This window comes from Pseudomonas sp. PS01270 (assembly GCF_029959775.1).
In the GTDB taxonomy this organism is placed as follows: Bacteria; Pseudomonadota; Gammaproteobacteria; order Pseudomonadales; family Pseudomonadaceae; genus Aquipseudomonas; species Aquipseudomonas atacamensis.
In genome coordinates, this window is the sequence record NZ_JASCPT010000085.1 from 1 (window position 1) to 24,296 (window position 24,296).

Annotated in this window: 11 protein-coding genes; 5 read left to right on the top strand and 6 right to left on the bottom strand. The window is 62.2% G+C overall.

Annotation, left to right across the window (positions count from 1 at the left end; all coding sequences use genetic code 11):
• Window positions 1-64: 64 nt before the first annotated feature.
• Genes QMX86_RS20110 through QMX86_RS20130 form a run of 5 tightly spaced genes read right to left on the bottom strand, consistent with a single transcriptional unit; the run spans window position 65 to window position 6,348 of the window.
• The gene (locus tag QMX86_RS20110; protein WP_282387038.1) at window positions 65-862 is read right to left on the bottom strand and encodes an enoyl-CoA hydratase-related protein; all 798 of its coding nucleotides are present in this window, start codon (window positions 860-862) and stop codon (window positions 65-67) included.
• On the bottom strand, window positions 859-2,016 hold the full coding sequence (atuD, locus tag QMX86_RS20115) for a citronellyl-CoA dehydrogenase (protein WP_056788533.1): 1,158 nt from the start codon (window positions 2,014-2,016) through the stop codon (window positions 859-861). The genes QMX86_RS20110 and atuD overlap by 4 nt, the downstream gene beginning before the upstream one ends.
• 30 nt (window positions 2,017-2,046) lie before the next feature.
• Window positions 2,047-3,663, bottom strand: coding sequence for a geranyl-CoA carboxylase subunit beta (atuC, locus tag QMX86_RS20120; protein ID WP_110601482.1), 1,617 nt, complete (start codon window positions 3,661-3,663; stop codon window positions 2,047-2,049).
• A 3-nt stretch (window positions 3,664-3,666) separates the two neighbouring features.
• A complete protein-coding gene (locus QMX86_RS20125) occupies window positions 3,667-4,551 on the bottom strand; it encodes an SDR family oxidoreductase (protein ID WP_073472477.1) in 885 nt (294 codons plus the stop codon).
• A gap of 12 nt (window positions 4,552-4,563) precedes the next feature.
• Window positions 4,564-6,348, bottom strand: coding sequence for an acyclic terpene utilization AtuA family protein (locus QMX86_RS20130; protein ID WP_282387039.1), 1,785 nt, complete (start codon window positions 6,346-6,348; stop codon window positions 4,564-4,566).
• Between the two features lie 184 nt (window positions 6,349-6,532).
• On the opposite strand from QMX86_RS20130, the gene QMX86_RS20135 reads away from it, so the two are divergent.
• From QMX86_RS20135 to QMX86_RS20145, 3 genes are all read left to right on the top strand, one after another.
• Window positions 6,533-7,156 (top strand): TetR/AcrR family transcriptional regulator, encoded by a 624-nt coding sequence (locus QMX86_RS20135; protein ID WP_071173094.1) that lies wholly within the window; start codon window positions 6,533-6,535, stop codon window positions 7,154-7,156.
• Between the two features lie 93 nt (window positions 7,157-7,249).
• On the top strand, window positions 7,250-8,047 hold the full coding sequence (locus QMX86_RS20140; protein ID WP_282387040.1) for a transporter substrate-binding domain-containing protein: 798 nt from the start codon (window positions 7,250-7,252) through the stop codon (window positions 8,045-8,047).
• An 85-nt stretch (window positions 8,048-8,132) separates the two neighbouring features.
• Entirely contained in the window at window positions 8,133-9,146 is a 1,014-nt protein-coding gene (locus QMX86_RS20145; RefSeq protein ID WP_130929290.1) for a GNAT family N-acetyltransferase, read from the top strand.
• Between the two features lie 136 nt (window positions 9,147-9,282).
• On the opposite strand, the gene QMX86_RS20150 is transcribed toward QMX86_RS20145, so the two are convergent.
• Complete coding sequence (locus QMX86_RS20150) at window positions 9,283-9,837, bottom strand: RNA polymerase factor sigma-70 (protein ID WP_008088195.1); 555 nt, start codon at window positions 9,835-9,837, stop codon at window positions 9,283-9,285.
• 370 nt (window positions 9,838-10,207) lie between these two features.
• Between QMX86_RS20150 and QMX86_RS20155 the strand changes: the two genes are divergently transcribed.
• Entirely contained in the window at window positions 10,208-23,206 is a 12,999-nt protein-coding gene (locus QMX86_RS20155) for a non-ribosomal peptide synthetase (protein WP_282386115.1), read from the top strand.
• Window positions 23,207-23,398: 192 nt separating this feature from the next.
• Entirely contained in the window at window positions 23,399-24,211 is an 813-nt protein-coding gene (locus QMX86_RS20160) for an alpha/beta fold hydrolase (RefSeq protein ID WP_282386113.1), read from the top strand.
• Window positions 24,212-24,296: the final 85 nt, after the last annotated feature.

Consider the following 24,296-nt stretch of genomic DNA (forward strand, 5'->3'; position numbering starts at 1 on the left):
CGCTCCCACAGAGATTTGTAAGTGATCCAGATCCAATGTGGGAGCGAGCTTGCTCGCGAAGCTTTCAGATAGCCCACCGCGGTTTACGCTTTTGCATAAAGGCCAAGGTGCCTTCGATCCCTTCGTCTCCAGTCACCGCCGCGCTGAACCACTGCGCCGCCTCATTGAGCAATTCACTCGAAGGCTGCCCGGCGCTGGCCAATAACAACTTTTTCGTCATCGCATTCGCTTCCGGTGCGCAGCCCAGCACCTGTTGCAGGATCTCATCCAGTCGCTCGGCCAACGCTTGCGCATCCTGTTCAACGAAATGCACCAAGCCCAGACGCTGTGCCTCAGCGCCATCGAAACGCGCCGCCGTCAGCGCGAGCCGGCGGGTTTCGGTCAAGCCGATCCGTTGCACCACAAACGGTGCGATTTGCGCCGGGATCAGGCCGAGGCTGGTTTCCGGCAAGCCGAACTGCGCCTGGTGATCACTAATCGCAACATCGCTGACGCAAGCCAGGCCGAAGCCGCCGCCGAGCACGGCGCCTTGCAGCACGGTGATCAGCACCTGCGGCGTGTGCTGGGCCTCCTCCAGCAACGCACCGAACACCCGGTTCAACTCGCGGTAAGCGTCTGCGCCCTGCGACCGTGCGCTGGCCATGTCCTTGATGTCGCCGCCGGCACAAAAATGCCCGCCGGCACCGCTGAGCACCAAGGCCCGCACTGTGCGGTCATCGTGCACCGCCGCCAGCACCGCGCGCAGTTCGGCGACCATTTGCAGGCTCATCGCGTTGCGGCTGTCCGGGCGGTTGAGGGTGATGTGCAGCACGCCGCCATGCAGTTCCAGCAACAGCGTCTGGCAATCGGGCAGGCGGCTCATTTCTTTTTCCCCGGCAGAATGCCCATCAGTTTGCAGATGATCCCAAGCATGATTTCGTCGGCGCCGCCGCCAATCGATACCAGACGCACATCGCGATAAGCACGGGCCACCGGGTTGTCCCACATGAAGCCCATACCGCCCCAATATTGCAGGCAGCTGTCGCTGACTTCACGGCCGAGGCGTCCGGCCTTGAGCTTGGCCATCGACGCCAGGCGCGTGACGTCCTGACCTTTGATGTACTGCTCGGTGGCCTGATAGACCAGCGCGCGCAGGCATTCGATTTCGGTCTGCAATTCGGCGAGGCGGAAGTGGATCACCTGGTTGTCGATCAGCGCGTTGCCGAAGGTCTTGCGCTCCTTGCAGTACTCGATGGTGCTGTCGATGCAATATTCCAGGCCCTTGATCATGTTCGCCGCGCCGAACAGGCGTTCCTCCTGGAACTGCAGCATCTGCATCATGAACCCGGCGCCTTCGTGGCCGATGCGGTTGCGCTGCGGCACGCGCACGTTGTCGAAGAACACCTGCGCGGTTTCCGAGCTGCGCATGCCGAGCTTGTCCAGGTGCGAACTGAGGCTGATCCCCGGGGTGTTCATCGGCACCATGATCAGCGACTTGTTGATGTGCGGCTTGTCGTCCGAAGTGTTGGCCAGCAGGCAGATGAAATCGGCGCTCGGCGAGTTGGTGATCCACATTTTGCTGCCGTTGATCACATAGTCGTCGCCGTCCTTGCGCGCAGTGGTTTTCAGCCCGGCGACATCGGAACCGGCGCCGACTTCAGAGACGCCGATGCAGCCGACCTGTTCGCCCGTGATGGCCGGGCGCAGGAATTCTTCGCGCAATTCATCGGAGCCGAAGCGGGCGAGGGCGGGTGTGCACATGTCGGTCTGCACGCCGATCGACATCGGAATCCCGCCGCAATGAATGGTGCCGAACTCTTCGGCGGCGACGATCGAATAGCTGTAGTCGAGGCCCATGCCACCGAATTTTTCCGGCTTGGAAATGCCCAGCAGACCCAGTTCGCCGGCCTTGCGGAAAATCTCGTGGATGGGGAAGCGTCCGGCCTTTTCCCACTCTTCGACGTGCGGGTTGATCTCGTGCGTGACGAACTGGCGGACGGTGCGGCGCAGGGCTTCGTGTTCCGGGGTGAAGATCATTGTTGTTGTTCTCCGTAGGATCCGTGGCGGTCAGAAGCGGCTGACGCCGAAGCTGTTGGGTTGCAGCGTGCGCATGTCGGCTTCGTGGCAGATATCCAGCAAGTAACCGAGCAGGGTGCGGGTGTCGCGCGGGTCGATCAGGCCGTCGTCCCACAGATTGGCGCTGCCGTACAGTGCGGTGGATTGGCTGTCGAGTTTCTGCGCGGTCATCTGTTCGAGCATGTCGAGCATTTTCGGATCAGGCTCGATGCCGTCCTTGAGCTGTTTGGCCTCAGTGACGATGCGCAGAACCTTGCCGGCCTGAGCGCCACCCATCACTGCCGTTCGGCTGTTGGGCCAGGCGAAGATGAAGCGCGGATCGAGCCCGCGCCCGCACATGGCGTAGTTGCCGGCGCCGTAGGAACCGCCGACGACGATGGTCAGTTTAGGCACCCGTGCGTTGGCCACCGCCTGGATCAGTTTCGAGCCGTGCTTGATCACGCCTTGCTGTTCCGATTCGGTGCCGACCATGAAACCCGTGGTGTTGTGGAAAAACAGCAGCGGCGTCTGGCTCTGGTCGCACAACTGGATGAACTGCGCCGCCTTGCTCGCACCTTGCGGGGTGATCGGTCCGTTGTTGCCAATGAAGCCGCAGGCGCGGCCCTGGATTTTCAACTGGCCGCAAAGGGTTTGCTGATCGAACTCGCCTTTGAATTCGAGAAAGTCCGACTCGTCAGCAATCCGCGCGATGATTTCGCGCACGTCGTAGGGCTTTTTTGCATCGTCCGGGATCAGCCCGAGCAGTTCGTCGATGGGGTAGAGCGGTTCTTTGAATTGCGGCTGCGGCAGCCACGGCAGCTGCTCGTTCCAGGGCAACATGCGCATGATGTCGCGGACCTGGCGTATGCCGTCAGCGTCGTTTTCGGCGAGATATTCGGCAGTGCCGGCGACCTGCGCGTGCATCTCGGCGCCACCGAGTTCTTCATCGGTGGCCACTTCGCCGGTCGCCGCTTTGAGCAATGGCGGGCCGGCGAGAAACAGCTTGGCCTTGCCGCGCACCACCACCACGTAATCCGACAACCCCGGTTGATAGGCGCCGCCCGCCGTGGCCGAGCCGTGTACCACGGTGATCTGCGGCAAACCCATGGCTGACATGCGCGCCTGATTGGCGAAACTGCGCGCGCCTTCGACAAAAATCTCCGCCGCGTAGTTGAGATTGGCGCCGCCGCTTTCGGCGAGGGTGATCATCGGCAGTTTGTTTTCCCGCGCGATCTGTTGCAGGCGCAGGGATTTTTTCAGGCCGCTCGGCGAGATCGTGCCGCCCTTGATTGCGCTGTTGTTGGCGACCACCATCGCGCGGATGCCGCAGACATAACCGATGCCGGCAATCAGCCCGCCACCGGCCGAACTGCCGTCCTTGTCGTCGTGTAACTTGTAGCCGGCGAGGCTGGCCAGTTCGAGGAACGGCGCGCCAGGGTCGAGCAGCAGGTTCAGGCGCTCGCGGGGCAACAGTTGCCCGCGTTTGCTGAATTTGTCTTTGGCTTCGGCGGCCTTGTTCAGCAGGTTCTGTTCGAGCTGCTGCACCTGCTCGATGGCGGCGAGCATGGCCGCGCGGTTGCGCGCGAACGCTTCGCTGTGCGGATCGAGTTGCGACTGAATCTGCGCCATGGCTTATTCCTTGTCCTTGAGCACGTCGGGACGCAACACTTCTGGTAAATACGCGCGGTGAAAACCGTTGAACGATTCGCTGTGGCTCGCCTTGTGCAGCGGCCAGGCGCGACTGCCGAGGCTGGCGGCGCCGTCGATTTTCACTGTGGTGCCGCTGATGAATGCCGCCGCCGGGCTGAGCAGAAACACGATCGCTGCACTGACTTCCGATTCGGTGCCGATACGCTTGAGCGGCACATGCTCGCGCAGGGTCGGAATCACTGCTTTGAATGCGCCCTCGTAAGTGTCCATGCCGCTGGAGGCGATCCAGCCCGGCGCCACCGCGTTGACCCGGACCCCGGCGTAACCCCACTCGAACGCAGCAGTCTTGGTGAAGTTGTCCATGCCTGAACGCGCGGCGCCCGAGTGGCCCATGCCGGGCATGCCGCCCCACATATCGGCAAGCATGTTGACGATGCTGCCGCCGTGTTTGCTCATCGACTGGTTGAACACTTCGCGGGCCATCAGAAAGCCGCCGACCAGATTGGTCCGCAGCACGGTTTCAAAGCCCTTCTGATTGATCGAGGCCAAGGGCGACGGGTATTGGCCGCCGGCGTTGTTGACCAGGCCGTGGATCGGCCCGTGTTCGGCGATCAGCTCTTTGACCAGTTGCTTGACCGCTTCTTCATCGCGGATATCGCAGGCCTTCCAGTGCGCGCGGCCTCCGTCCTCGGTGATTTCGGCGGCGACTTTTTCGAGTTTTTCCGGCTTGCGCCCGACCAGCAGCACATTGGCGCCGAGGGCCGCCAGTTCATGGGCGGTGCAGCGACCGATGCCGCTGCCGCCGCCGGTGACAATCAGGTTCTGGCCGCTGAACAGATCGGCGCGGAAAATCGACGCGTAAGCCATGCACACCATCCTCTAGTCGAGCTGTTCGGCGATGCTCTGCGGCACCGGAATCTGGATTTCCAATAATTGCTGGGCGAAGGCTTTGCCTTGCGGGTCGATGCGCAGACTGGCGACACCGCCACCGCCAAGGGCGTTTTCCAAAAGAAAATTAAGGCTGTGGGTGCCGGGCAGACACCAGCGTTCGACACGCCCGAGAAGCGGATCGAGGACGTGGCGCATCCAGTCGACCACCACCGAGGTGGTCAGCGCTTCGGCGATCCACGGCAGGTAATCGGGATGGCGCGGCATCACGCCGATATTGCTGTGGTTGCCCTTGTCGCCGGAGCGCGCCACCGCCAGTTTCACCAACGGCACACTGGCATCGGCGCGGCCCTGGGGTCGGGGTGGCTGATGGGCGATCGGCAAATTTGCACTGTCCAGAGCCACCGGGTCGGGCAGGACGCACGGATGGCGCTCACCAGCGATGTCGACTTGCAGGGTGCAGGCGCTTTTATCGATGAGGAAAGAGAACAGACGGATGAGGGGGTATACGGTCGGACGACCGCCGACGATGCCGGTCAGACCGGGCGCCATACCGGTCGCGGCCTGGGCGATCTCTTTGGAAAACAGCACCAGCGCGCGTTTGTCAGGATGGCGCACGGCGATTTTGATCACCACTTCACGGCTGTCGCGGCGCTGGCCGTGGGGGCCGTAGGTGGCTTCGCTGCCGAGCAGTTCGACATGGGTTTCGCTGTACGGCGCCCAGCCGCGCAGGCTGAACATCTCGGCGGTCTTGTCGATGATTGCCTGACTGACCCGCCGCGCCTTGTCTACTGCGTCGATGCCGGCCATCAGGCAACTGGCGGTGCAGCGGAAACCGTCCGGGTACGTGGCGCTGACCTTGTATTTGTCGTTGGGCGGCAGGCCTTTGGCACCGTGCACGTGCACGACGTTTTTGCCCTGTTGCTGGAGTTTGACCTGGCTGAAATCGCAGATCACGTCGGGTAACAGATAGGCCTGCGGATCGCCGATTTCGTAGAGCATCTGCTCGCCGACCGTCAATGGTGTGACCAGTCCGCCTGAGCCTTCGGGTTTGCTGACGAGGAACTGGCCATCGGCGCTGACCTCGACGATCGGAAAACCGATGTGCTCGTAATCCGGTACCTCGCGCCAGTCGGTGAAATTACCGCCGGTGCACTGCGCGCCGCATTCGATGATGTGCCCGGCCAGCGCGGCCTGGGCGAGTTTGTCGTAGTCATGCCACGACCAGCCGAATTCGTGGACCAGCGCCGCGCTGACCACGGCGCTGTCGACCACCCGGCCGGTGATGACAATGTCGGCACCCAGGCGCAGCGCTTCGACAATTCCCGGCGCGCCGAGGTAGGCGTTGGTCGACACGCACATGCGCGGCAATGGAGCGCCGCTGAACATTTCGCTGATGTCGGCAGGGTTTTTGAGTTGTCCTTGCAAGTCGTCGCCGAGCAACACGGCGATCTTCAGCTGGACCCCGGCTTGGTCGCAGGCCGCTTGCAGGGCCGCCGCGCAAGCCTGCGGATTGACCCCACCGGCATTGCTGATCACGCGGATGTTCTGTTCGGCCAGTTGCGTCAGCAGCGGCGCCAGCACTTCGATGACATCGCTGGCGAACCCGGCCTGTGGGTCTTTCAGGCGCGCACCAGCCATGAGCGACATGGTGATTTCGGCCAGATAATCGAACACCAGATAATCGAGGTTGCCGCTCGTCACCAATTGGGCGGCGGCGGTGGAAGTGTCGCCCCAAAAGGCGCTGGCGCAGCCGATACGCACGGTGGTTGGCATTTTTATCTCCGACTCAGGGACCTGCGACAGAAGTGTCTGGAGGCTACCAAGCAAGCGCTTGGTTTGTAAACAGGCGAAACATTCTTCTGCCCAAGCGCTTGCTTGGTGCCCGCGCGGGGCTTAAATTGCGCGCAACCCTGCGGTTACAGGGGGCAACACACCGATCGACTGTAGGAGAGAACCGGTGGACGAGCAAAAAGCCCTGCGGGTCATGCGCGAACTGGTCGACCAAGGCCAGTTGACCGACCCGGACAGCGCCCGCGGCAAATTGCTGCAAGTGGCGGCTCACCTGTTTCGCAACAAAGGCTACGAGCGCACCACGGTGCGTGATCTGGCCAGCGCTGTGGGCATTCAGTCGGGAAGCATTTTTCATCACTTCAAAAGCAAGGATGAAATTCTCCGCGCGGTGATGGAGGAAACCATCCGCTACAACACCGCGCTGATGCGCGCAGCCCTGGCCGAAGCCAGCGACGTGCGCGAAAAAGTGCTGGCGCTGATTCGCTGCGAATTGCAGTCGATCATGGGCGGCAGTGGCGAGGCGATGGCGGTGCTGGTGTACGAATGGCGCTCATTGTCCGAAGACGGCCAGGCTAAAGTCCTTGCTTTACGTGACGTTTATGAAGACATCTGGCTGCAGGTTCTGGGCGAGGCCAAGGACGCCGGCTATATTCGCGGCGACGTTTTTATTACCCGACGTTTCCTTACCGGCGCACTGTCCTGGACCACCACCTGGTTCCGTGCCGGCGGCAGTTTGAGCCTCGATCAGCTCGCCGATGAAGCGCTGATTCTGGTCCTCGAAGCGCGTTGAACGGTTGTCGGACCGGCCGACAAACTGGCTAAGTCGGCGAAACCGCCTAGCTTGAATGCATTGATCGCTATTTTTTTCGGGGAGTGGGGTGTTTTGAAGTTTTCGCCAATTCGGACAGCCGCCGGGCTGATGCTCGCCGCGCTGGCTGCGTTATGGGTATTGCCCGCTCAGTCAGCGCAATTGGTCCGGGTCGGCGCCGCGCATTTCCCGCCCTATACGATCCGCCCGGAAAACGGCGCCGACACCGGCCTGTTGCCGCAATTGATCGAGGCGCTGAACCGCTCGCAGAGCGACTATCAGTTCGTCCTGGTGCCGACCTCGATCCCGCGCCGTTTCGGTGATTTCAAGCAGGGTCGCATCGATATGGCGATCTTCGAAAATCCCGAGTGGGGCTGGAAGGACATTCCCCACGACGATGTCGACATGGGCCTGGAAGACGCCGAAATCTTCGTTGCACAACGCGAAGACGGCCGCCAGCAAAACTACTTCTCGAGCCTGTCAGGCAAACGTCTGGCGCTGTTCAGCGGTTATCACTACGAATTTGCCAACTTCAACGCCGACCCGAAATACCTCGCGCACAACTACAACGCCACGCTGACCTATTCTCACGACAGCAACCTGCTGATGGTCCTGCGCGGACGCGCCGACATTGCCTTGGTCACCCGTTCCTATCTGTTCGATTACCTGCTGCGCAACGAGAAGGTCCGCGATGAACTGCTGGCGTCGCAGCGTACCGATCAGATCTATCACCATTACGCGATTCTGCGGCCAAACGCTCCGATCACCGGCGAAGCCTTCGGCAACCTGTTGCAGCGTTTGCGCGACAACGGCGAATTGCTGAGGATTTTCGAGCCCTACAGGATTGCCGTGATGCCGGCGCCTCATCACTGAAGCGCTAATTGCCTCTCGCGCTTAAATTTCCCCTCCCGGCTCACGTCACTTCGTTGAACTGTCGACGATTACGTGAGCCCGACCCATGTCCAATCTGAATGACCTGACTGCTCTGGCGTTGCCCTCGGGCAGTCAATTGATCGCTGATGCTACCGAGAGCCGGCTGAGCCTGAGCCTGGACGGGCAACCGCTGATTCGGCTGCGCCTGGACCGCGAGGCCAATGGCCCGATCCAGCTTGATGAGCGTTTTGCCCTGCCGCCCGGGCAAGCCTTGTGGGCCGCCTGTTATTGGTTGTTCGCCCGTGACCCGGCGTGCCAGCAATTGACCTGGCAACTCGATCAGCCGCCGACCGAAGCCTTGCGCAGTGGTCTGCTGATCAATACCGAAGTCGCCGGTGAGTATCGCTGCGAGCGCACGCTGTTCTGGCAACTGCCGCAGCCGTGGCTGGGCACTTCACTGACCGGCAGCTATCCGCAGCAAATGGTCATCAGCCACGGCAAGCGCCATCCGCTGCGACCGGTGAAGCCGCGCGGTGAAGTCTATCGGCGTTTCGATGCGCGGCTCGGCGCATGGATTTCCTTGCGAACGCTGGAGATCGAGGAAGATCTGTCGCGCTTCAATCGCTGGCAGAACAGCCCGCGCGTGGCGAGTTTCTGGCAGGAGGAGGGCAGCCTTGAGCAGCATCGCGAATACCTCAACAAGCTCGATGCCGATCCGCACACGCTGACGCTGATCGGCTGTTTTGATGATCAGCCGTTCGCTTACTTCGAAGCCTACTGGGCCAAGGAAGATCGCATCGCGCCGTTCTACGATGCCGGCGATTACGACCGTGGCATTCACATGCTGGTCGGCGAGGAACGTCATCGCGGCCCGCACAAAGTGGCGAGCTGGTTATCGGCGCTGGTGCATTACCTGTTTCTCGATGATCCACGGACCCAGCGCGTGGTCGCCGAGCCGCGTGCCGACAACGCGAAGATGATCGGCCATATGCACAACCAGTGCTTTCACTGCGAGAAGGAATTCGATTTTCCGCACAAGCGCGCGGCGCTGATGATGCTGGGGCGGGAGCGGTTTTTTGATCGGTGCAGCCTGGCCTGATGCGTTCGGCCTCGGTATTGCATTGAGTCTGAGGCCGCTTTCGCGAGCAGGCTCGCTCCCACACTGGATTTGTGTCATTCATCAAATCCTGTGGGAGCGAGCCTGCTCGCGAATGGCTTGACGCAGAATCCGGATCCTAACGACGACCCGCAATCACCGCATCCCGCCGACTGCCCGAGACCTTGCGGCAGTGCACCAGCGCATCACGAATCATGAAGTTGACCAGGGTGGGCGATACGCCCAGTTCCTTGGCGATGTCTTTCTGCGGCACGCCGTGCAAGCGATACATCTCGAAGGCATAGCGGGTGCGGCTGGGCAGCTCGGTCAGCGCATCGGCGATGTGTTCGAGGGTCGAGAAGTTAATGTGCGAAGTTTCCGGCGAAGCGCCCTGAATCACCACGTTCAAGCCTTCCTCTTCCGGGCCTGAGTATTTCTGTTCGAGCGCCTGCTTGCGGTAGTGATCGATGGCGAGGTTGCGCACGATCTGGAACAGGTAGCTCAGCTGAGCCTTGATCGACGACGTGATCGGCGGCGCCGATTGCAGTCGGAAAAACGCATCCTGAACCACATCTTCGGCACGAGACCTGCAACCGGTAATGCGGGCTGCAATCTTGACCAGAATCAGTCGATTGTCGACGAATGCCTGAAGTAGCGGTGAATCGCACCTGCTTGTGGATACTTGTTCCGTCATGGAAATCACCTTGCTGCCAATAGGTTAGTGGGAGGGCCTCGGGGGACGGCGCCGTCCTACACATCGAGCGACAAATTATGTTGAATGATAATGATTGTCAAATGAGAAAGAGAGGTATTGCTGTAAGGCGATGTGTTTTGCCAACTGCGACACGCCGCCGCACCCCAGCCCCGCTGGACGTCGCGCCTGCCGACTAATTATTTCCCCACTCCATCCGTTCTCATTGGTGAATGGCCCGGGTGCAGATCCCCGGCCTCAGCGCATTCCGATGCCCAGCGTGGTCGGCACAGACCGCGCCCCGCACGCCTCTCGACAGGTGTGACGCAGCCACCCGATTCCACTTGCAAGCCGAATTCAGGCAGGAAACCTCATGACCGACGCGTTCGAACTCCCCAGCACCCTGGTCCATGCCCTCAAGCGTCGCGCGGCCCTGACGCCGGACCGACTGGCCTTGCGTTTTCTCGCCGAAAACCCGGAGCAGGCTGTGGTGCTCAGCTATCGCGAACTGGATCAACGCGCGCGCACCATCGCCGCTGCGTTGCAGGCTCAGGCTGGATTCGGTGAGCGTGCGGTGCTGCTGTTTCCCAGTGGCGCGGATTACGTCGCGGCGTTTTTCGGCTGCCTGTATGCCGGTGTGATTGCGGTGCCGGCCTATCCGCCGGAATCCGCGCGTCGTCATCATCAGGAGCGTTTGCTGTCGATCATCGCCGACGCCGAGCCCACGCTGTTGCTGACCAGCGCCGACCTGCGCGATGCCTTGCAACAAATCGACGGCGCGCCGCCGCTGTTGTGTGTCGACACCCTCGACAGCGCACTGGCCGAAAGCTGGATTGAACCGAGCCTGCCGCCCGAACATATCGCCTTTTTGCAATACACCTCCGGCTCCACCGCGTTGCCCAAGGGCGTGCAGGTCAGCCATGGCAATCTGGTCGCCAACGAATTGCTGATCCGTCACGGTTTCGGCATCGACGTCAACCCGGACGACGTCATCGTCAGCTGGTTGCCGCTGTATCACGACATGGGTTTGATCGGTGGTCTGCTGCAACCGATTTTCAGCGGCGTACCGTGCATTCTGATGTCGCCGGCGTACTTCCTCGGCCGGCCGTTGCGCTGGCTGGAAGCGATTGCCGAATACGGCGGCACCATCAGCGGCGGCCCGGATTTCGCCTACCGTTTGTGCAGTGAGCGGGTCAGCGAGTCGGCTCTGGAACGCCTCGATCTGAGCCGTTGGCGCGTGGCCTATTCCGGTTCCGAGCCGATTCGTCTCGACACCCTCGAGCGCTTCGCGGAAAAATTCGCTGCTTGCGGTTTCAGCGACAACAGTTTCATGGCCTCGTACGGTCTGGCCGAGGCCACCCTGTTTGTCGCCGGCACGCCGCGTGGCATCGGCATCCCGGCGCTGCGCGTGGACGATCAGGCGCTGGCGCAAAACCGCGCCGAGCCGGGCGACGGCAGCGCGATCATGAGCTGCGGCATCAGCCAGCCTGAGCACGCGGTGCTGATCGTCGAACCGAATACCCTCGAACAACTCGCCGACAACGCCGTCGGCGAAGTCTGGGCCGCCGGCCCGAGCATCACCCACGGTTATTGGCGCAACCCCGAAGCCAGCGCCAAGACTTTTGTTCAGCACGCCGGCCGCACCTGGTTGCGCACCGGCGACCTGGGTTTTATCCGTGCGGGCGAATTGTTCGTCACCGGGCGCCTGAAAGACATGCTCATCGTCCGTGGCCATAACCTCTACCCGCAGGACATCGAGCAGACCGTCGAGCGCGAAGTCGAAGTGGTGCGCAAGGGCCGTGTGGCGGCGTTCGCGGTCACTCACAACGGCGAAGAGGGCATCGGCATCGCTGCGGAAATCAGCCGCAGCGTGCAAAAAATCCTCGCGCCAGATGCGCTGATCAAAGCCATTCGCCAAGCCGTGGCCGAGGCGTATCAGGAGGCGCCAAGCGTGGTGGTGCTGCTCAATCCGGGCGCGTTGCCGAAAACCTCCAGCGGCAAACTGCAGCGCTCGGCGTGCCGCAATCGTCTGGCTGATGGCAGCCTCGACAGTTACGCGCTGTTCCCTTCGATCACAGCCGTGACGGAAACCGCGACCAGCAGCACTTCGGACCTTGAAGCGTTGATCGGGCAAGTCTGGGCCGAGCAACTCAACTTCAAGCAGGTCAGTGGCGACGACCATTTCTTCCTGCTCGGCGGCAACTCGATCGCTGCCACGCAAGTGGTCGCGCGGGTTCGCGAAGCACTCGGTGTCGAGCTGAGCCTGCGCCTGCTGTTCGAAGCGCCAACCCTGTCTGCCTTCGCCGCCGCTGTGGCGCAGCAACAACAGACAGGCGGCAGCGCCCAAGATGCGATCAGCATGTTGTCGCGCAGTGAGCCGATGCCGCAGTCGCTGGCACAAAACCGTCTGTGGATCACTTGGCAACTCGATCCACAGAGCAGCGCCTACAACATTCCCGGCGGCCTGCGCCTGCGTGGTGAACTCGACGAAGACGCCTTGCGCAACAGCTTCCAGCAACTGATCGAACGCCACGAATCCTTGCGCACACGTTTCTTCGAACGTGACGGCGTGGCATTGCAGCAAGTGCTTGCCGCTGCCGCATTCAACCTGCAACTGATCGACATCAGCGACCTGCCAATGGCCGAGCGTGAAGCCCGTGCCGAGCAGATTCGCGAAGACGAGGCGCGCACTCGGTTCGATCTGGAAAAAGGCCCGTTGCTGGCGGTGACACTGGTGCGTCTCGATGACGAAGAACATCAACTGCTGGTGACCCTGCATCACATCATCGCTGACGGCTGGTCGCTGAATATCCTGCTCGACGAATTCTCGCGTCTCTATGCCGCCGCTACACAAGGTGCAACGGCGACGCTGGCAGCGCTGCCCACGCAATACGCCGATTACGGCAACTGGCAGCGGCAATGGCTGGCGCAAGGCGAGGGCGAGCGGCAACTGGCGTACTGGAAAGCGCAGTTGGGCGAAGAACATCCGCCACTGGAACTGGCCACCGCACACCCGCGCTCGGCCAGACACAACCACAGCGCCGCGCGCCACAGCGTGCGCTTGAGTAGCAAACTCAGCGAGGCGATCCGCCAGACTGCGCAGGCCCACCAGGCCACGCCGTTCATGCTTCTGCTCGCTGCCTTGCAAAGTTTGCTGCACCGCTACAGCGGTCAGCGCGACATTCGCATCGGCGTGCCCAACGCCAACCGTCCGCGCCTGGAAACCCAAAGCCTGATCGGCTTCTTCATCAATACCCAGGTGTTGCGTGCGCAAATCGATTCGCGCCTGACATTTGCCGAGTTGCTGAACCAGACGCGCCAGGCCGCACTCGGCGCCCAGGCCCATCAGGATCTGCCCTTCGAACAACTGCTCGAAGCGTTCCCGCAGGCCCGCGAACAGGGCTTGTTCCAGGTCATGTTCAACCATCAGCAGCGCGACCTCAGTGCGCTCAAGCGCCTGCCCGGTCTGCTCGCCGAAGAGCTGCCGTGGCACAGTCGCGAGGCCAAGTTCGATCTGCAATTGCACAGCGAAGAGGATCGCAACGGGCGTCTGAGCTTGGCGTTCGACTACGCCAGCGAACTGTTCGATGCTGCGACCATCGAGCGCCTGGCTGAGCATTTCCATAATCTGCTCAGCGAGGTCTGCGAACGGCCGCAGCAGGCCATCGGCGATCTGCGCTTGCTGACCGCCAGTGAGCAGAATCAGCAGAAGGACTGGAGCGTCGCTCCGTGCACCCCGGCGCAACACTGGCTGCCGGAACTGCTCGAGCAACAATTGCGCAACACCCCGCAACGCACCGCGCTGCTGTGGGACGGCGGTAGTCTGGATTTTGCCGAGCTGCACGCGCAAGCCAACCGGCTCGCCCATTACCTGCGCGACAAAGGCGTTGGCCCGGACGTGTGCGTGGCCATTGCTGCCGAGCGTTCGCCGCAACTGCTGATCGGTCTGCTGGCGATCATCAAGGCCGGCGGCGCCTATGTGCCGCTTGATCCGGATTATCCGGCCGAGCGTCTCGCGTACATGCTCCGCGACAGCGGCGTCGAACTGCTCCTGACCCAGACGCAATTGCTCGAGCGTCTGCCGGCCAGCGATGGCGTCAGCGTGATCGCCATGGATGCCTTGCACCTGGATAAATGGCCGAGCCAGGCACCGGGCCTACGACTGCACGGCGACAACCTCGCCTACGTGATTTACACCTCGGGTTCCACCGGGCAACCGAAAGGCGTCGGCAACACCCACGCCGCGCTGGCCGAGCGCCTGCAATGGATGCAGGACACTTACCGTCTCGACGAAACCGACGTGCTGATGCAAAAAGCGCCGATCAGTTTCGACGTCTCGGTGTGGGAATGCTTCTGGCCGCTGATCACCGGCGCGCGTCTGCTGCTTGCCGCCCCCGGCGAGCACCGCGACCCGCATCGCATCGCGCAACTGGTCCAGCAATACGGCGTGACCACGCTGCACTTCGTCCCGCCGCTGCTGGCGCTGTTCATCGACGAGCCGCTGAGTGCCGAATGCACCAGCCTGCGCCGGGTGTTTTCCGGCGGTGAAGCCTTGCCCGCCGAGCTGCGCAACCGGGTACTGGCGCAATTGCCGGCGGTGCAATTGCACAACCGTTATGGCCCGACTGAAACCGCGATCAATGTCACCCATTGGCACTGCACAACTGCCGATGGTGAGCGCTCGCCGATTGGCCGGCCGCTGGGCAATGTGGTCTGCCGCATTCTCGATGCCGATCTCAATCCGGTGCCGGCGGGTGTGGCGGGTGAGCTGTGCATCAGCGGCATCGGTCTGGCGCGTGGTTATCTCGGCCGTCCGGCGTTGACCGCTGAACGCTTCGTCGTCGACCCACTGGGCGAGCAGGGTGCCCGTTTGTACCGCACCGGCGACCGTGCGCGCTGGTCCTCGGATGGCGTGATCGAATACCTCGGTCGCCTCGATCAGCAGGTCAAACTGCGCGGCTTTCGCGTCGAACCGGAAGAAATCCAGGCGCGACTGCTGGCGCAAAATGGCGTCGCCCAAGCCGTGGTCCTGGTGCGGGAAACCGCTGCCGGCGCGCAACTGATCGGCTACTTCACGGCGAGCGATGCGCATGAAAATGCCGATGAGCAAATTATTCGGCTGGAAGCTGCCCTCGCTGCCGAGCTGCCGGAATACATGGTGCCCGCACAATTGCTGCGCCTTGATTCGATGCCGCTGAGCCCCAGCGGCAAACTCGATCGCCGCGCCTTGCCCGAGCCGCAATGGCAAGTGCGTGAACACATCGAACCGGTCAGCGAACTGGAGCAGCAAATCGCCGCGATCTGGCGCGAAGTGCTGGGTCTGAAGCAGGTTGGCCTGCGTGATGATTTCTTTGCTCTCGGCGGTCATTCGCTGCTGGCCACGCAAATCATTTCGCGCACACGTCAGGCCTGTGACGTCGAACTGCCGCTGCGCACCTTGTTCGAGCACAGCGAACTGGGCGATTACGCCGAACAGATTCGCCTGATCCAGGCCAGCGGCCGCACCAATCAACAGTTGCCGATTGCAAAAATCGACCGCAGCCAAGCGGTGCCGCTGTCCTATTCGCAGCAGCGCATGTGGTTCCTCTGGCAGATGGAACCGGACAGCCCGGCTTACAACGTCGGCGGCATGGCGCGCTTGCGCGGCGTGCTGCATGTCGAGCATTTCGAGGCGGCGTTGCAGGCGCTGATCCTGCGCCATGAAACCCTGCGCACTACCTTCCCCAGCGTTGACGGCGTCGCCCGCCAACAGGTGCATGCCGAGACAGGCGTGCGCATGGGCTGGAAGGATTTCTCCAGCCTGCCGGCAGAAGTCCGGGAGCTACAAGTCCAGCAACTGGCCGATGCAGAAGCGCACCAGCCGTTCGATCTGGAAACCGGCCCGCTGCTGCGAGCCTGCCTGGTCAAGACTGCCGAGCACGAGCATTACTTCGTCCTGACCCTGCACCACATCGTCACCGAAGGCTGGGCGATGGACATCTTCGCCCGTGAACTCAGTGCGCTGTATGAAGCGTTCGTCGATGAGCGCGAATCACCGCTCGCGCCGCTGCCGGTGCAATACCTTGACTACAGCGTCTGGCAGCGCAACTGGCTGGAGTCCGGCGAGCGCCAGCGCCAGCTCGATTACTGGACTGCGCAACTCGGTCGCGAACATCCGCTCCTCGAACTTCCCGGCGACCGCCCGCGTCCACCGGTGCAGAGCCATCAGGGCGAGCTGTTCCGTTTCGATCTGAGCGACGATCTCGCTGCGCGGGTGCGGGCGTTCAATGCGCAAAACGGCCTGACCCTGTTCATGACCATGACCGCCGCGCTCGCCACATTGCTCTACCGCTACAGCGGCCAGACCGACCTGCGCATCGGCGCGCCGGTGGCCAACCGCATCCGCCCGGAAAGCGAAGGGCTGATCGGTGCGTTTCTCAACACCCAGGTGCTGCGTTGCCAGCTCGATGGGCAGATGTCGGTCGGCGAACTGTTCGAGCAGGTGCGCCACACCGTGATCGAAGGCCAGTCCCATCAGGATCTGCCGTTCGATCATTTGGTCGAAGCCTTGCAGCCGCCACGCAGCGCGGCTTACAACCCGCTGTTCCAGGTGATGTGCAACGTGCAGCGCTGGGAATTCCAGCAGAGCCGCACGCTCGCTGGGATGACCGTCGAGTATCTGGCCAACGATGCTCGGGCGACCAAGTTCGACCTCAATCTGGAAGTCACCGATCTCGACCATCGCCTCGGCTGCTGCCTGACTTACAGCACCGACCTGTTCGACGAACCGACCATCGAACGCATGGCCAGGCATTGGCGCAACCTGCTTGAAGCGTTGATCGCTGATCCGCAGCAACGTCTCAGTGAACTGCCGCTGCTCGACAACACCGAGCAACAGCACCTGCTCGACAGCCTTGGCGTCGAGCCGGGCGAACATCGTCTTGATCAGTGCATTCATCATCTGTTTGCCGAACAGGCGCTGGCGCGCAAAGACGCGCCGGCGCTGACCTTCGCCGGACAGACCCTGAGCTACGCCGAACTCGATGCCCGTGCCAATCGTCTGGCCTGGGCGCTGCGTGAGCGTGGGGTCGGCACGCAGGTGCGGGTCGGTCTGGCGCTGGAGCGTTCGCTGGAAATGGTCATCGGCCTGCTGGCGATTCTCAAGGCTGGCGGCGCCTATGTGCCGCTGGATCCGGAGTACCCGCTGGATCGTCTGCATTACATGATCGAAGACAGCCGCATCGGTTTGCTGCTCAGCGATCGGGCGATGTTTCAGGCCCTGGGTGACTTGCCGTCAGACGTGGCGCGCTGGTGTCTGGAAGATGACAGCCCGGGATTGGCCGACTACCCGGCCAGCGAGCTGCCGTTTATCAGCCTGCCGCAGCATCAGGCCTACCTGATTTACACCTCGGGCTCGACCGGCAAACCGAAAGGCGTGGTGGTCTCCCACGGCGAAATTGCCATGCACTGTCAGGCCGTGATCGAACGCTTCGGCATGCGCCCGGACGACTGTGAACTGCATTTCTATTCGATCAACTTCGACGCCGCCACCGAACGTTTGCTGGTGCCGCTGCTCAGCGGTGCGCAGGTGGTGTTGCGGGCGCAAGGGCAGTGGGACGCGGAAGAAATCTGCGGCTTGATTCGCAGGCATCGGATCAACGTCCTCGGCTTCACGCCGAGCTACGGCAGCCAGTTGGCGCAGTTCCTTGCCACGCAGAATGACGTCCTGCCGGTGCGCATGATCATCACCGGCGGTGAAGCGCTGACTGGCGAGCATCTGCAGCGCATCCGCGCGGCGTTCCAGCCAGCGCTGTTCTTCAACGCCTACGGCCCGACTGAAACCGTGGTCATGCCACTGGCCAGTCTGGCGCCGCAGGTGCTGGAAGAGGGCGCCGGCAGTGTGCCGATCGGCAGCGTGATCGGGGCGCGAGTCGCCTACATTCTCGACGCCGATCTGGCCTTGGTGCCGCAAGGCGCGACCGGTGAATTGTTTGTCGGCGGCGCCGGTCTGGCTCAGGCCTATCACGACCGCCCGGGCACCAGCGCCGAGCGTTTTGTCGCTGACCCGTTTGCCGCTGATGGCGGGCGCATGTATCGCACCGGCGACCTGGTGCGCCAGCGTGCTGATGGTCTGGTCGAGTATCTGGGCCGGATAGACCATCAAGTGAAAATCCGCGGTTTCCGCATCGAGCTGGGCGAAATCGAAACGCGCCTGCTCGATCACCCTTCGATCCGCGAAGCGGTGGTGCTGGCGCTGGATGCGCCGAGTGGCAAGCAGTTGGTGGGTTACCTCGTTACCGATGTCGCCGGACACGGCGAAGCGCAACAGGCTGAACTGCGCGAAGCGCTCAGGTCGCACCTCAAGGCGCAACTGCCGGACTACATGGTGCCGACCCAGCTGATGCTGCTGGCAAGCATGCCGCTGACCGCCAACGGCAAACTCGACCGCCGCGCCTTGCCGGCGCCGGATCCGCAGCTCAATCGTCAGGACTATGTCGCGCCAAGCAATGAGCTGGAGCAGACCCTGGCGCAGATCTGGTGCGATGTGCTTAACGTCAGGCAGGTCGGCCTCAACGACAACTTCTTCGAACTCGGCGGCGACTCGATTCTGTCGATTCAAGTGGTCAGCCGCGCGCGTCAGCAGGGCATTCATTTCAGCCCGCGCGACCTGTTCCAGCATCAGACCGTGCAAACGCTCGCCGCCGTGGCCAGCCGCACCCAGCAAGTGACGGCCGAGCAGGGCCTGGTGGTCGGCGAGTCGCGCCTGACGCCGATTCAGCACTGGTTCTTTGATACGGTCATTCCCCAGCGCCAGCACTGGAATCAGGCGCTGTTGCTGGAACCGACTGCGCGCCTCGAGCCGCAACGATTGCAGCAAGCTTTGCTGGCCGTGATCGAGCAGCACGATGCGCTGCGTCTGCGTTTCACTGAAACCGATGATGCATGGCAAGCGACTCATCAAGTGCTGTCGAGTGATGATCTGCTCTGGCAATTCAACGTCGATTCGCTGGACCGGTGCGAAGCCCTGTTCGCCGACGCGCAACACAGCCTGAATCTGCAAAACGGCCCGTTACTGCGCGCAGTGCTGGTCGATGTAGCGAATGATCAGCAACGCCTGTTCATCGCCATCCACCACTTGGTGGTCGACGGCGTTTCCTGGCGCGTGCTGCTGGATGATCTGCAAACCGCCTATCGCCAACTCGACGCTGCGCAGCCGCTGAAACTGCCGGCGAAAACCAGCGCCTTCAAGGACTGGGCCGCGCGTTTGCAGGCTTACGCCGGCAGCGAATCCCTGCGTGAGGAATTGAGCTGGTGGCAGGCGCAACTGGCCGGGCCAAGCGCCGATCTGCCTTGCGAAAACCCGCAGGGCGGCAGGCAGAATCGCCATGCGCAAACCGTCAGCGTACGCCTCGATGCCGAGCGCACCCGACAGCTGCTGCAACAGGCACCGAGCGCTTATCGCACTCAGGTCAACGACCTGCTGCTGACCGCGCTGGCCCGTGTGCTGTGCCGCTGGAGCGGCCAGCCCTCGGCACTGATTCAACTGGAAGGACACGGTCGCGAAACCCTGTTCGACGAGATTGATCTGACCCGCACCGTCGGTTGGTTCACCAGCGCTTATCCGCTGCGCCTGACTCCGCACAATGTCGAAGAGGCCGCCGGGCAGGGCGCTTCGATCAAGGCGATCAAAGAACAATTGCGCGCCGTTCCGCACAAAGGTCTCGGTTATGGCGTGTTGCGTTATCTGGCTGATGACGGCTGCCGCCAGAACATGGCCGCGCTGCCGCAGGCGCAGGTCACCTTCAACTACCTCGGCCAGTTCGACCAGAGCTTCGGCAGCGATGCGCTGTTCCGTCCTCTCGATGAGCCAATCGGTGCCGCCCACGATCCGCAGGCGCCGTTGCCCAACGAGCTGAGTGTCGACAGTCAGGTTTACGGTGGTGAACTGCTGCTGCGCTGGACTTTCAGTGCCGAGCGTTACGAGGCGCAAACCATTAACGATCTGGCCGCCGCCTACCTCGTTGAGTTGCAAAGCCTGATCGCCCATTGTCTGCAAGACGAAGCCGGCGGCCTGACGCCATCGGACTTCCCGCTGGCGAAACTGACTCAGGCGCAACTCGATGCGCTGCCGGTGCCGGCCGCGCACATCGAAGATGTCTACCCGCTGACGCCAATGCAGGAAGGCATGTTGCTGCACACTTTGCTCGAGCCGGGCACCGGTCTGTACTACATGCAGGATCGATATCGCATCAACAGCGAGCTCGACCCCGAGCGTTTCGCCCAGGCCTGGCAAGCGGTGGTCGCTCGTCATGAAGCATTGCGCGCTTCGTTCTGCTGGAACGTTGGCGAAGACATGCTGCAAGTGATTCACACGCCGGGGCGCACGCCGATCGAGTATCTGGACTGGAGCGCCGTCGCCGAAACCGAGCAGGAACCACAGCTGCAAGCGCTGCTGAAAAGCGAGCGCGAAGCCGGGTTCGATCTGCTCAATCAGGCGCCGTTTCACCTGCGCCTGATCAAGGTCGGCGCGGCGCGTTACTGGTTCATGATGAGCAACCACCACATCCTCATCGACGCCTGGTGCCGTTCGCTGCTGATGAATGACTTCTTCGAGATCTATACCGCCCTCGGTGAAGGTCGCGAAGCGCAGTTGAGCGTGCCGCCGCGTTATCGCGATTACATCGGCTGGCTGCAACGCCAGAACCTGGCCGAGGCGCGGCAGTGGTGGCGGCAGAATCTGCAAGGCTTCGAGCGCACCACGCCGATCCCGAGCGACCGGCCGTTCCTGCGCGAACACGCCGGTGAAAGCGGCGGCATGATCGTCGGCGACCGTTACACCCGCCTCAATGTCGAGGACGGCGCACGGCTGCGGGAACTGGCGCAGGCACATCAACTGACCGTCAACACTTTCGCCCAGGCTGCGTGGGCTCTGGTTTTGCGGCGTCTGAGCGGCGATCGCGACGTGCTCTTCGGCGTCACCGTGGCCGGGCGTCCGGTGGAGATGCCGGAAATGCAGCGCACCGTCGGCCTGTTCATCAACAGCATTGCCCTGCGCGTGAAGATGCCGGCGGACGATCAGCGCAGCAGTGTGCGTCAATGGCTCAGCGCGTTGCTCGACAGCAACATGCAACTGCGCGAGTACGAATACCTGCCGCTGGTGAATATCCAGGAGCAGAGCGAATTGCCCAAAGGCCAGCCGCTGTTCGACAGCCTCTTTGTCTTCGAAAACGCCCCGGTGGAAGTCTCGGTGCTTGATCGTGCACAGAGCCTGAATGCGACCTCGGATTCCGGTCGCACCCATACCAACTTCCCGCTGACCGCGGTGTGCTACCCGGGCGATGACCTTGGCTTGCACCTGTCCTATGACCAGCGTTACTTCGACGAGGCGACGGTCGAGCGCATGCTCAGTGAGTTCAAGCGCCTGCTGCTGGCGCTGGTCGACGGCTTCCATGGCGACATGGCCGATTTGCCGCTGCTAGGCGACGAAGAACGCGATTTCCTCCTGCACGGTTGCAACCAGAGCGGCCACGACTATCCGCTGGAGCAAAGCTACGTGGCGTTGTTCGAAGCGCAGGTCGCGGCGCATCCGCAGCGCGTTGCCGCCAGTTGCCTTGACGAGCAACTTAGCTACACCGAGCTGAACCACAACGCCAACCGCCTCGGCCATGCCCTGGTCGCTGCCGGTGTGCGCATGGACCAACCGGTGGCGCTGTTGGCCGAGCGTAATCTCGACCTGCTCGGCATGATCATCGGCAGCTTCAAGGCCGGCGCTGGTTATCTGCCGCTGGATCCGGGCCTGCCGAGCCAGCGTCTGAGCCGCATCATTGAGCTGAGCCGCACGCCGTTGCTGGTGTGCAGCGCCGCCTGCCTTGAGCAGGCGCAGACCTTGCTCGAAGAGTTTGGCTGTTCGAATCGTCCGCGCCTGCTGATATGGGAAGAGGTCCAGGCATCGGTGGCAGCGACGCACAATCTCGGCATCCACAGTGGCCCGGACAATCTTGCCTATGTGATCTACACCTCGGGTTCGACCGGGCTGCCAAAAGGCGTGATGGTCGAGCAGCGCGGCATGCTCAACAACCAGTTGAGCAAACGCCCTTACCTCGACTTGAGCGAGGCCGATGTGATCGCGCAGACCGCCTCGCAAAGCTTCGACATTTCCGTCTGGCAGTTCCTTGCCGCGCCGTTGTTCGGCGCACGGGTCGACATCGTGCCGAATGCGATTGCCCACGATCCGCAAGGTCTGCTGGCGCATGTACAGGCGCAGGGCATCACCGTGCTGGAAAGTGTGCCATCGCTGATTCAGGGCATGCTCGCCGCTGATCACATGAGCCTTGATGGTTTGCGCTGGATGTTGCCGACCGGTGAAGCGATGCCGCCGGAACTGGCCCATCAATGGCTGCTGCGTTACCCGGACATTGGTCTGGTCAATGCTTACGGCCCGGCGGAATGCTCGGATGACGTGGCGTTCTTCCGCGTCGACATGGCGTCGACGCGCGGCAGCTATTTGCCGATCGGCACGCCGACCGACAATAACTTGCTGTACCTGCTCGATGGCGCGCTGGAACTGGTGCCGTTGGGCGCGGTGGGTGAGTTGTGTGTCGCCGGGACCGGCGTCGGTCGCGGTTATGTCAGCGATCCGCTGCGCACCGCGCCGGTGTTTGTGCCGAATCCGTTCGGCGCGCCGGGCGAGCGCTTGTACCGCACCGGTGACCTGGCACGGCGCCGCACGGACGGTGTGCTGGAATACGTCGGCCGGGTCGATCATCAGGTGAAGATTCGCGGTTACCGCATCGAACTCGGTGAAATCGAAGCGCGCCTGCATGAACAACCGGAAGTGCGTGACGCGGCGGTTGGTGTGCAGGAGGGCGTCAACGGCAAGCATCTGGTCGGTTATCTGGTCGCGGCCGACGCTGCGCTCAATCCGGGCGAACGCCTGGAGCGGATCAAGCAACGCCTGCGCGCCGAACTCCCCGAATACATGGTGCCGCTGCACTGGCTATGGCTGGAGCAGATGCCGCTCAATGCCAACGGCAAACTCGACCGCAAAGCCTTGCCGGCGTTGGAGATCGGTCAGTTGCAGAGTGCGGATTATCTGGCGCCGCGCAGTGAGCTGGAGCAGACCCTGGCTGATATCTGGGCTGAGGTGCTGAAAGTGGAAAAGGTCGGGGTGCGCGACAATTTCTTCGAACTGGGCGGGCATTCGCTGCTGGCTACGCAAATTGCATCGCGGGTACAAAAAGCCCTGCAACGCAACGTGCCGCTGCGCGCAATGTTCGAATGCAGCACGGTGGAGGAACTGGCCAAATACATCGATGGGCTGGCGGCCAGTGATATTACGGAGGAGAAGGTTGATCGGTTGAATGATCTGATGGCGGAGCTGGAGGGGTTGTAGTTCTTCAGCGCTTGGGCCGGCCTCTTCGCGAGCAGGCTCGCTCCCACACAGGATCTGTGGTGTTTACAAAACCCCTGTGGGAGCGAGCCTGCTCGCAAATGGCGTCTGTACATTGCCGTACATTTCCATCCTTGACGATCAACAACCGGCAGCTCAGTCTGCCGGTTCTGTTTTTTCTCGCGGAGGTGGTCGATGCCCTTTTTCACGGTTGACGGACAAGCACTGCACTACATTGATCAAGGCACCGGCCCCGCCGTGTTGCTGGCCGGCAGTTACCTTTGGGACCAGGCGATGTGGGCGCCGCAGATCGCCGCGCTGACCCAACACTATCGCGTCATTGCCGTGGATCTGTGGGGGCATGGCGAGTCCGGCAAGTTACCCGAAGGCACAACCTCGCTGGACGACATTGCCCGTCAGACGCAGGCCTTGCTCGATCATCTGGACATTGATCGCGTCACCCTCGTCGGACTATCCGTCGGTGGCATGTGGGGCGTGCGTTTGGCACTGTCCGCACCGCAACGTCTCAACGGTCTGGTGCTGATGGACACCTACGTCGGCGTCGAGCCGGAACCGACCCGGCAATATTACTTCTCGTTGTTCAAGCAGATCGAAGACACCGGTACCATCTCCGAACAACTGCTCGATATCGTCGTACCGATCTTCTTCCGCCCGGGCATCGACCCGCAGTCGGCGCTGTATCAGGGCTTCCGCGCAAAACTGCAGAGCTACTCGCCCGAGCGTTTGCGCGAAAGCATCGTCCCGATGGGACGCATCACGTTTGGTCGCGACGACCTGTTGCCACGGCTGGGCGAGCTGAACCCGTCGACGACACTGGTGCTGTGCGGCGATCAGGACAAACCGCGACCACCCTCGGAAGCCCGGGAAATGGCTGAATTGATTGGTTGCCCGTGCGTGCTGGTACCGGAGGCGGGGCATATCTCAAATCTGGAGAATCCCGGGTTTGTCACTGAGGCGCTGCTGGCGTTTCTCCGCGAGCGCAACTGACACACCGAGTGAGCTTCATTCGCGAGCAGGCTCGCTCCCACAGTTAATCGCATTCTTACTGAGGGAATGCAGTCAACTGTGGGAG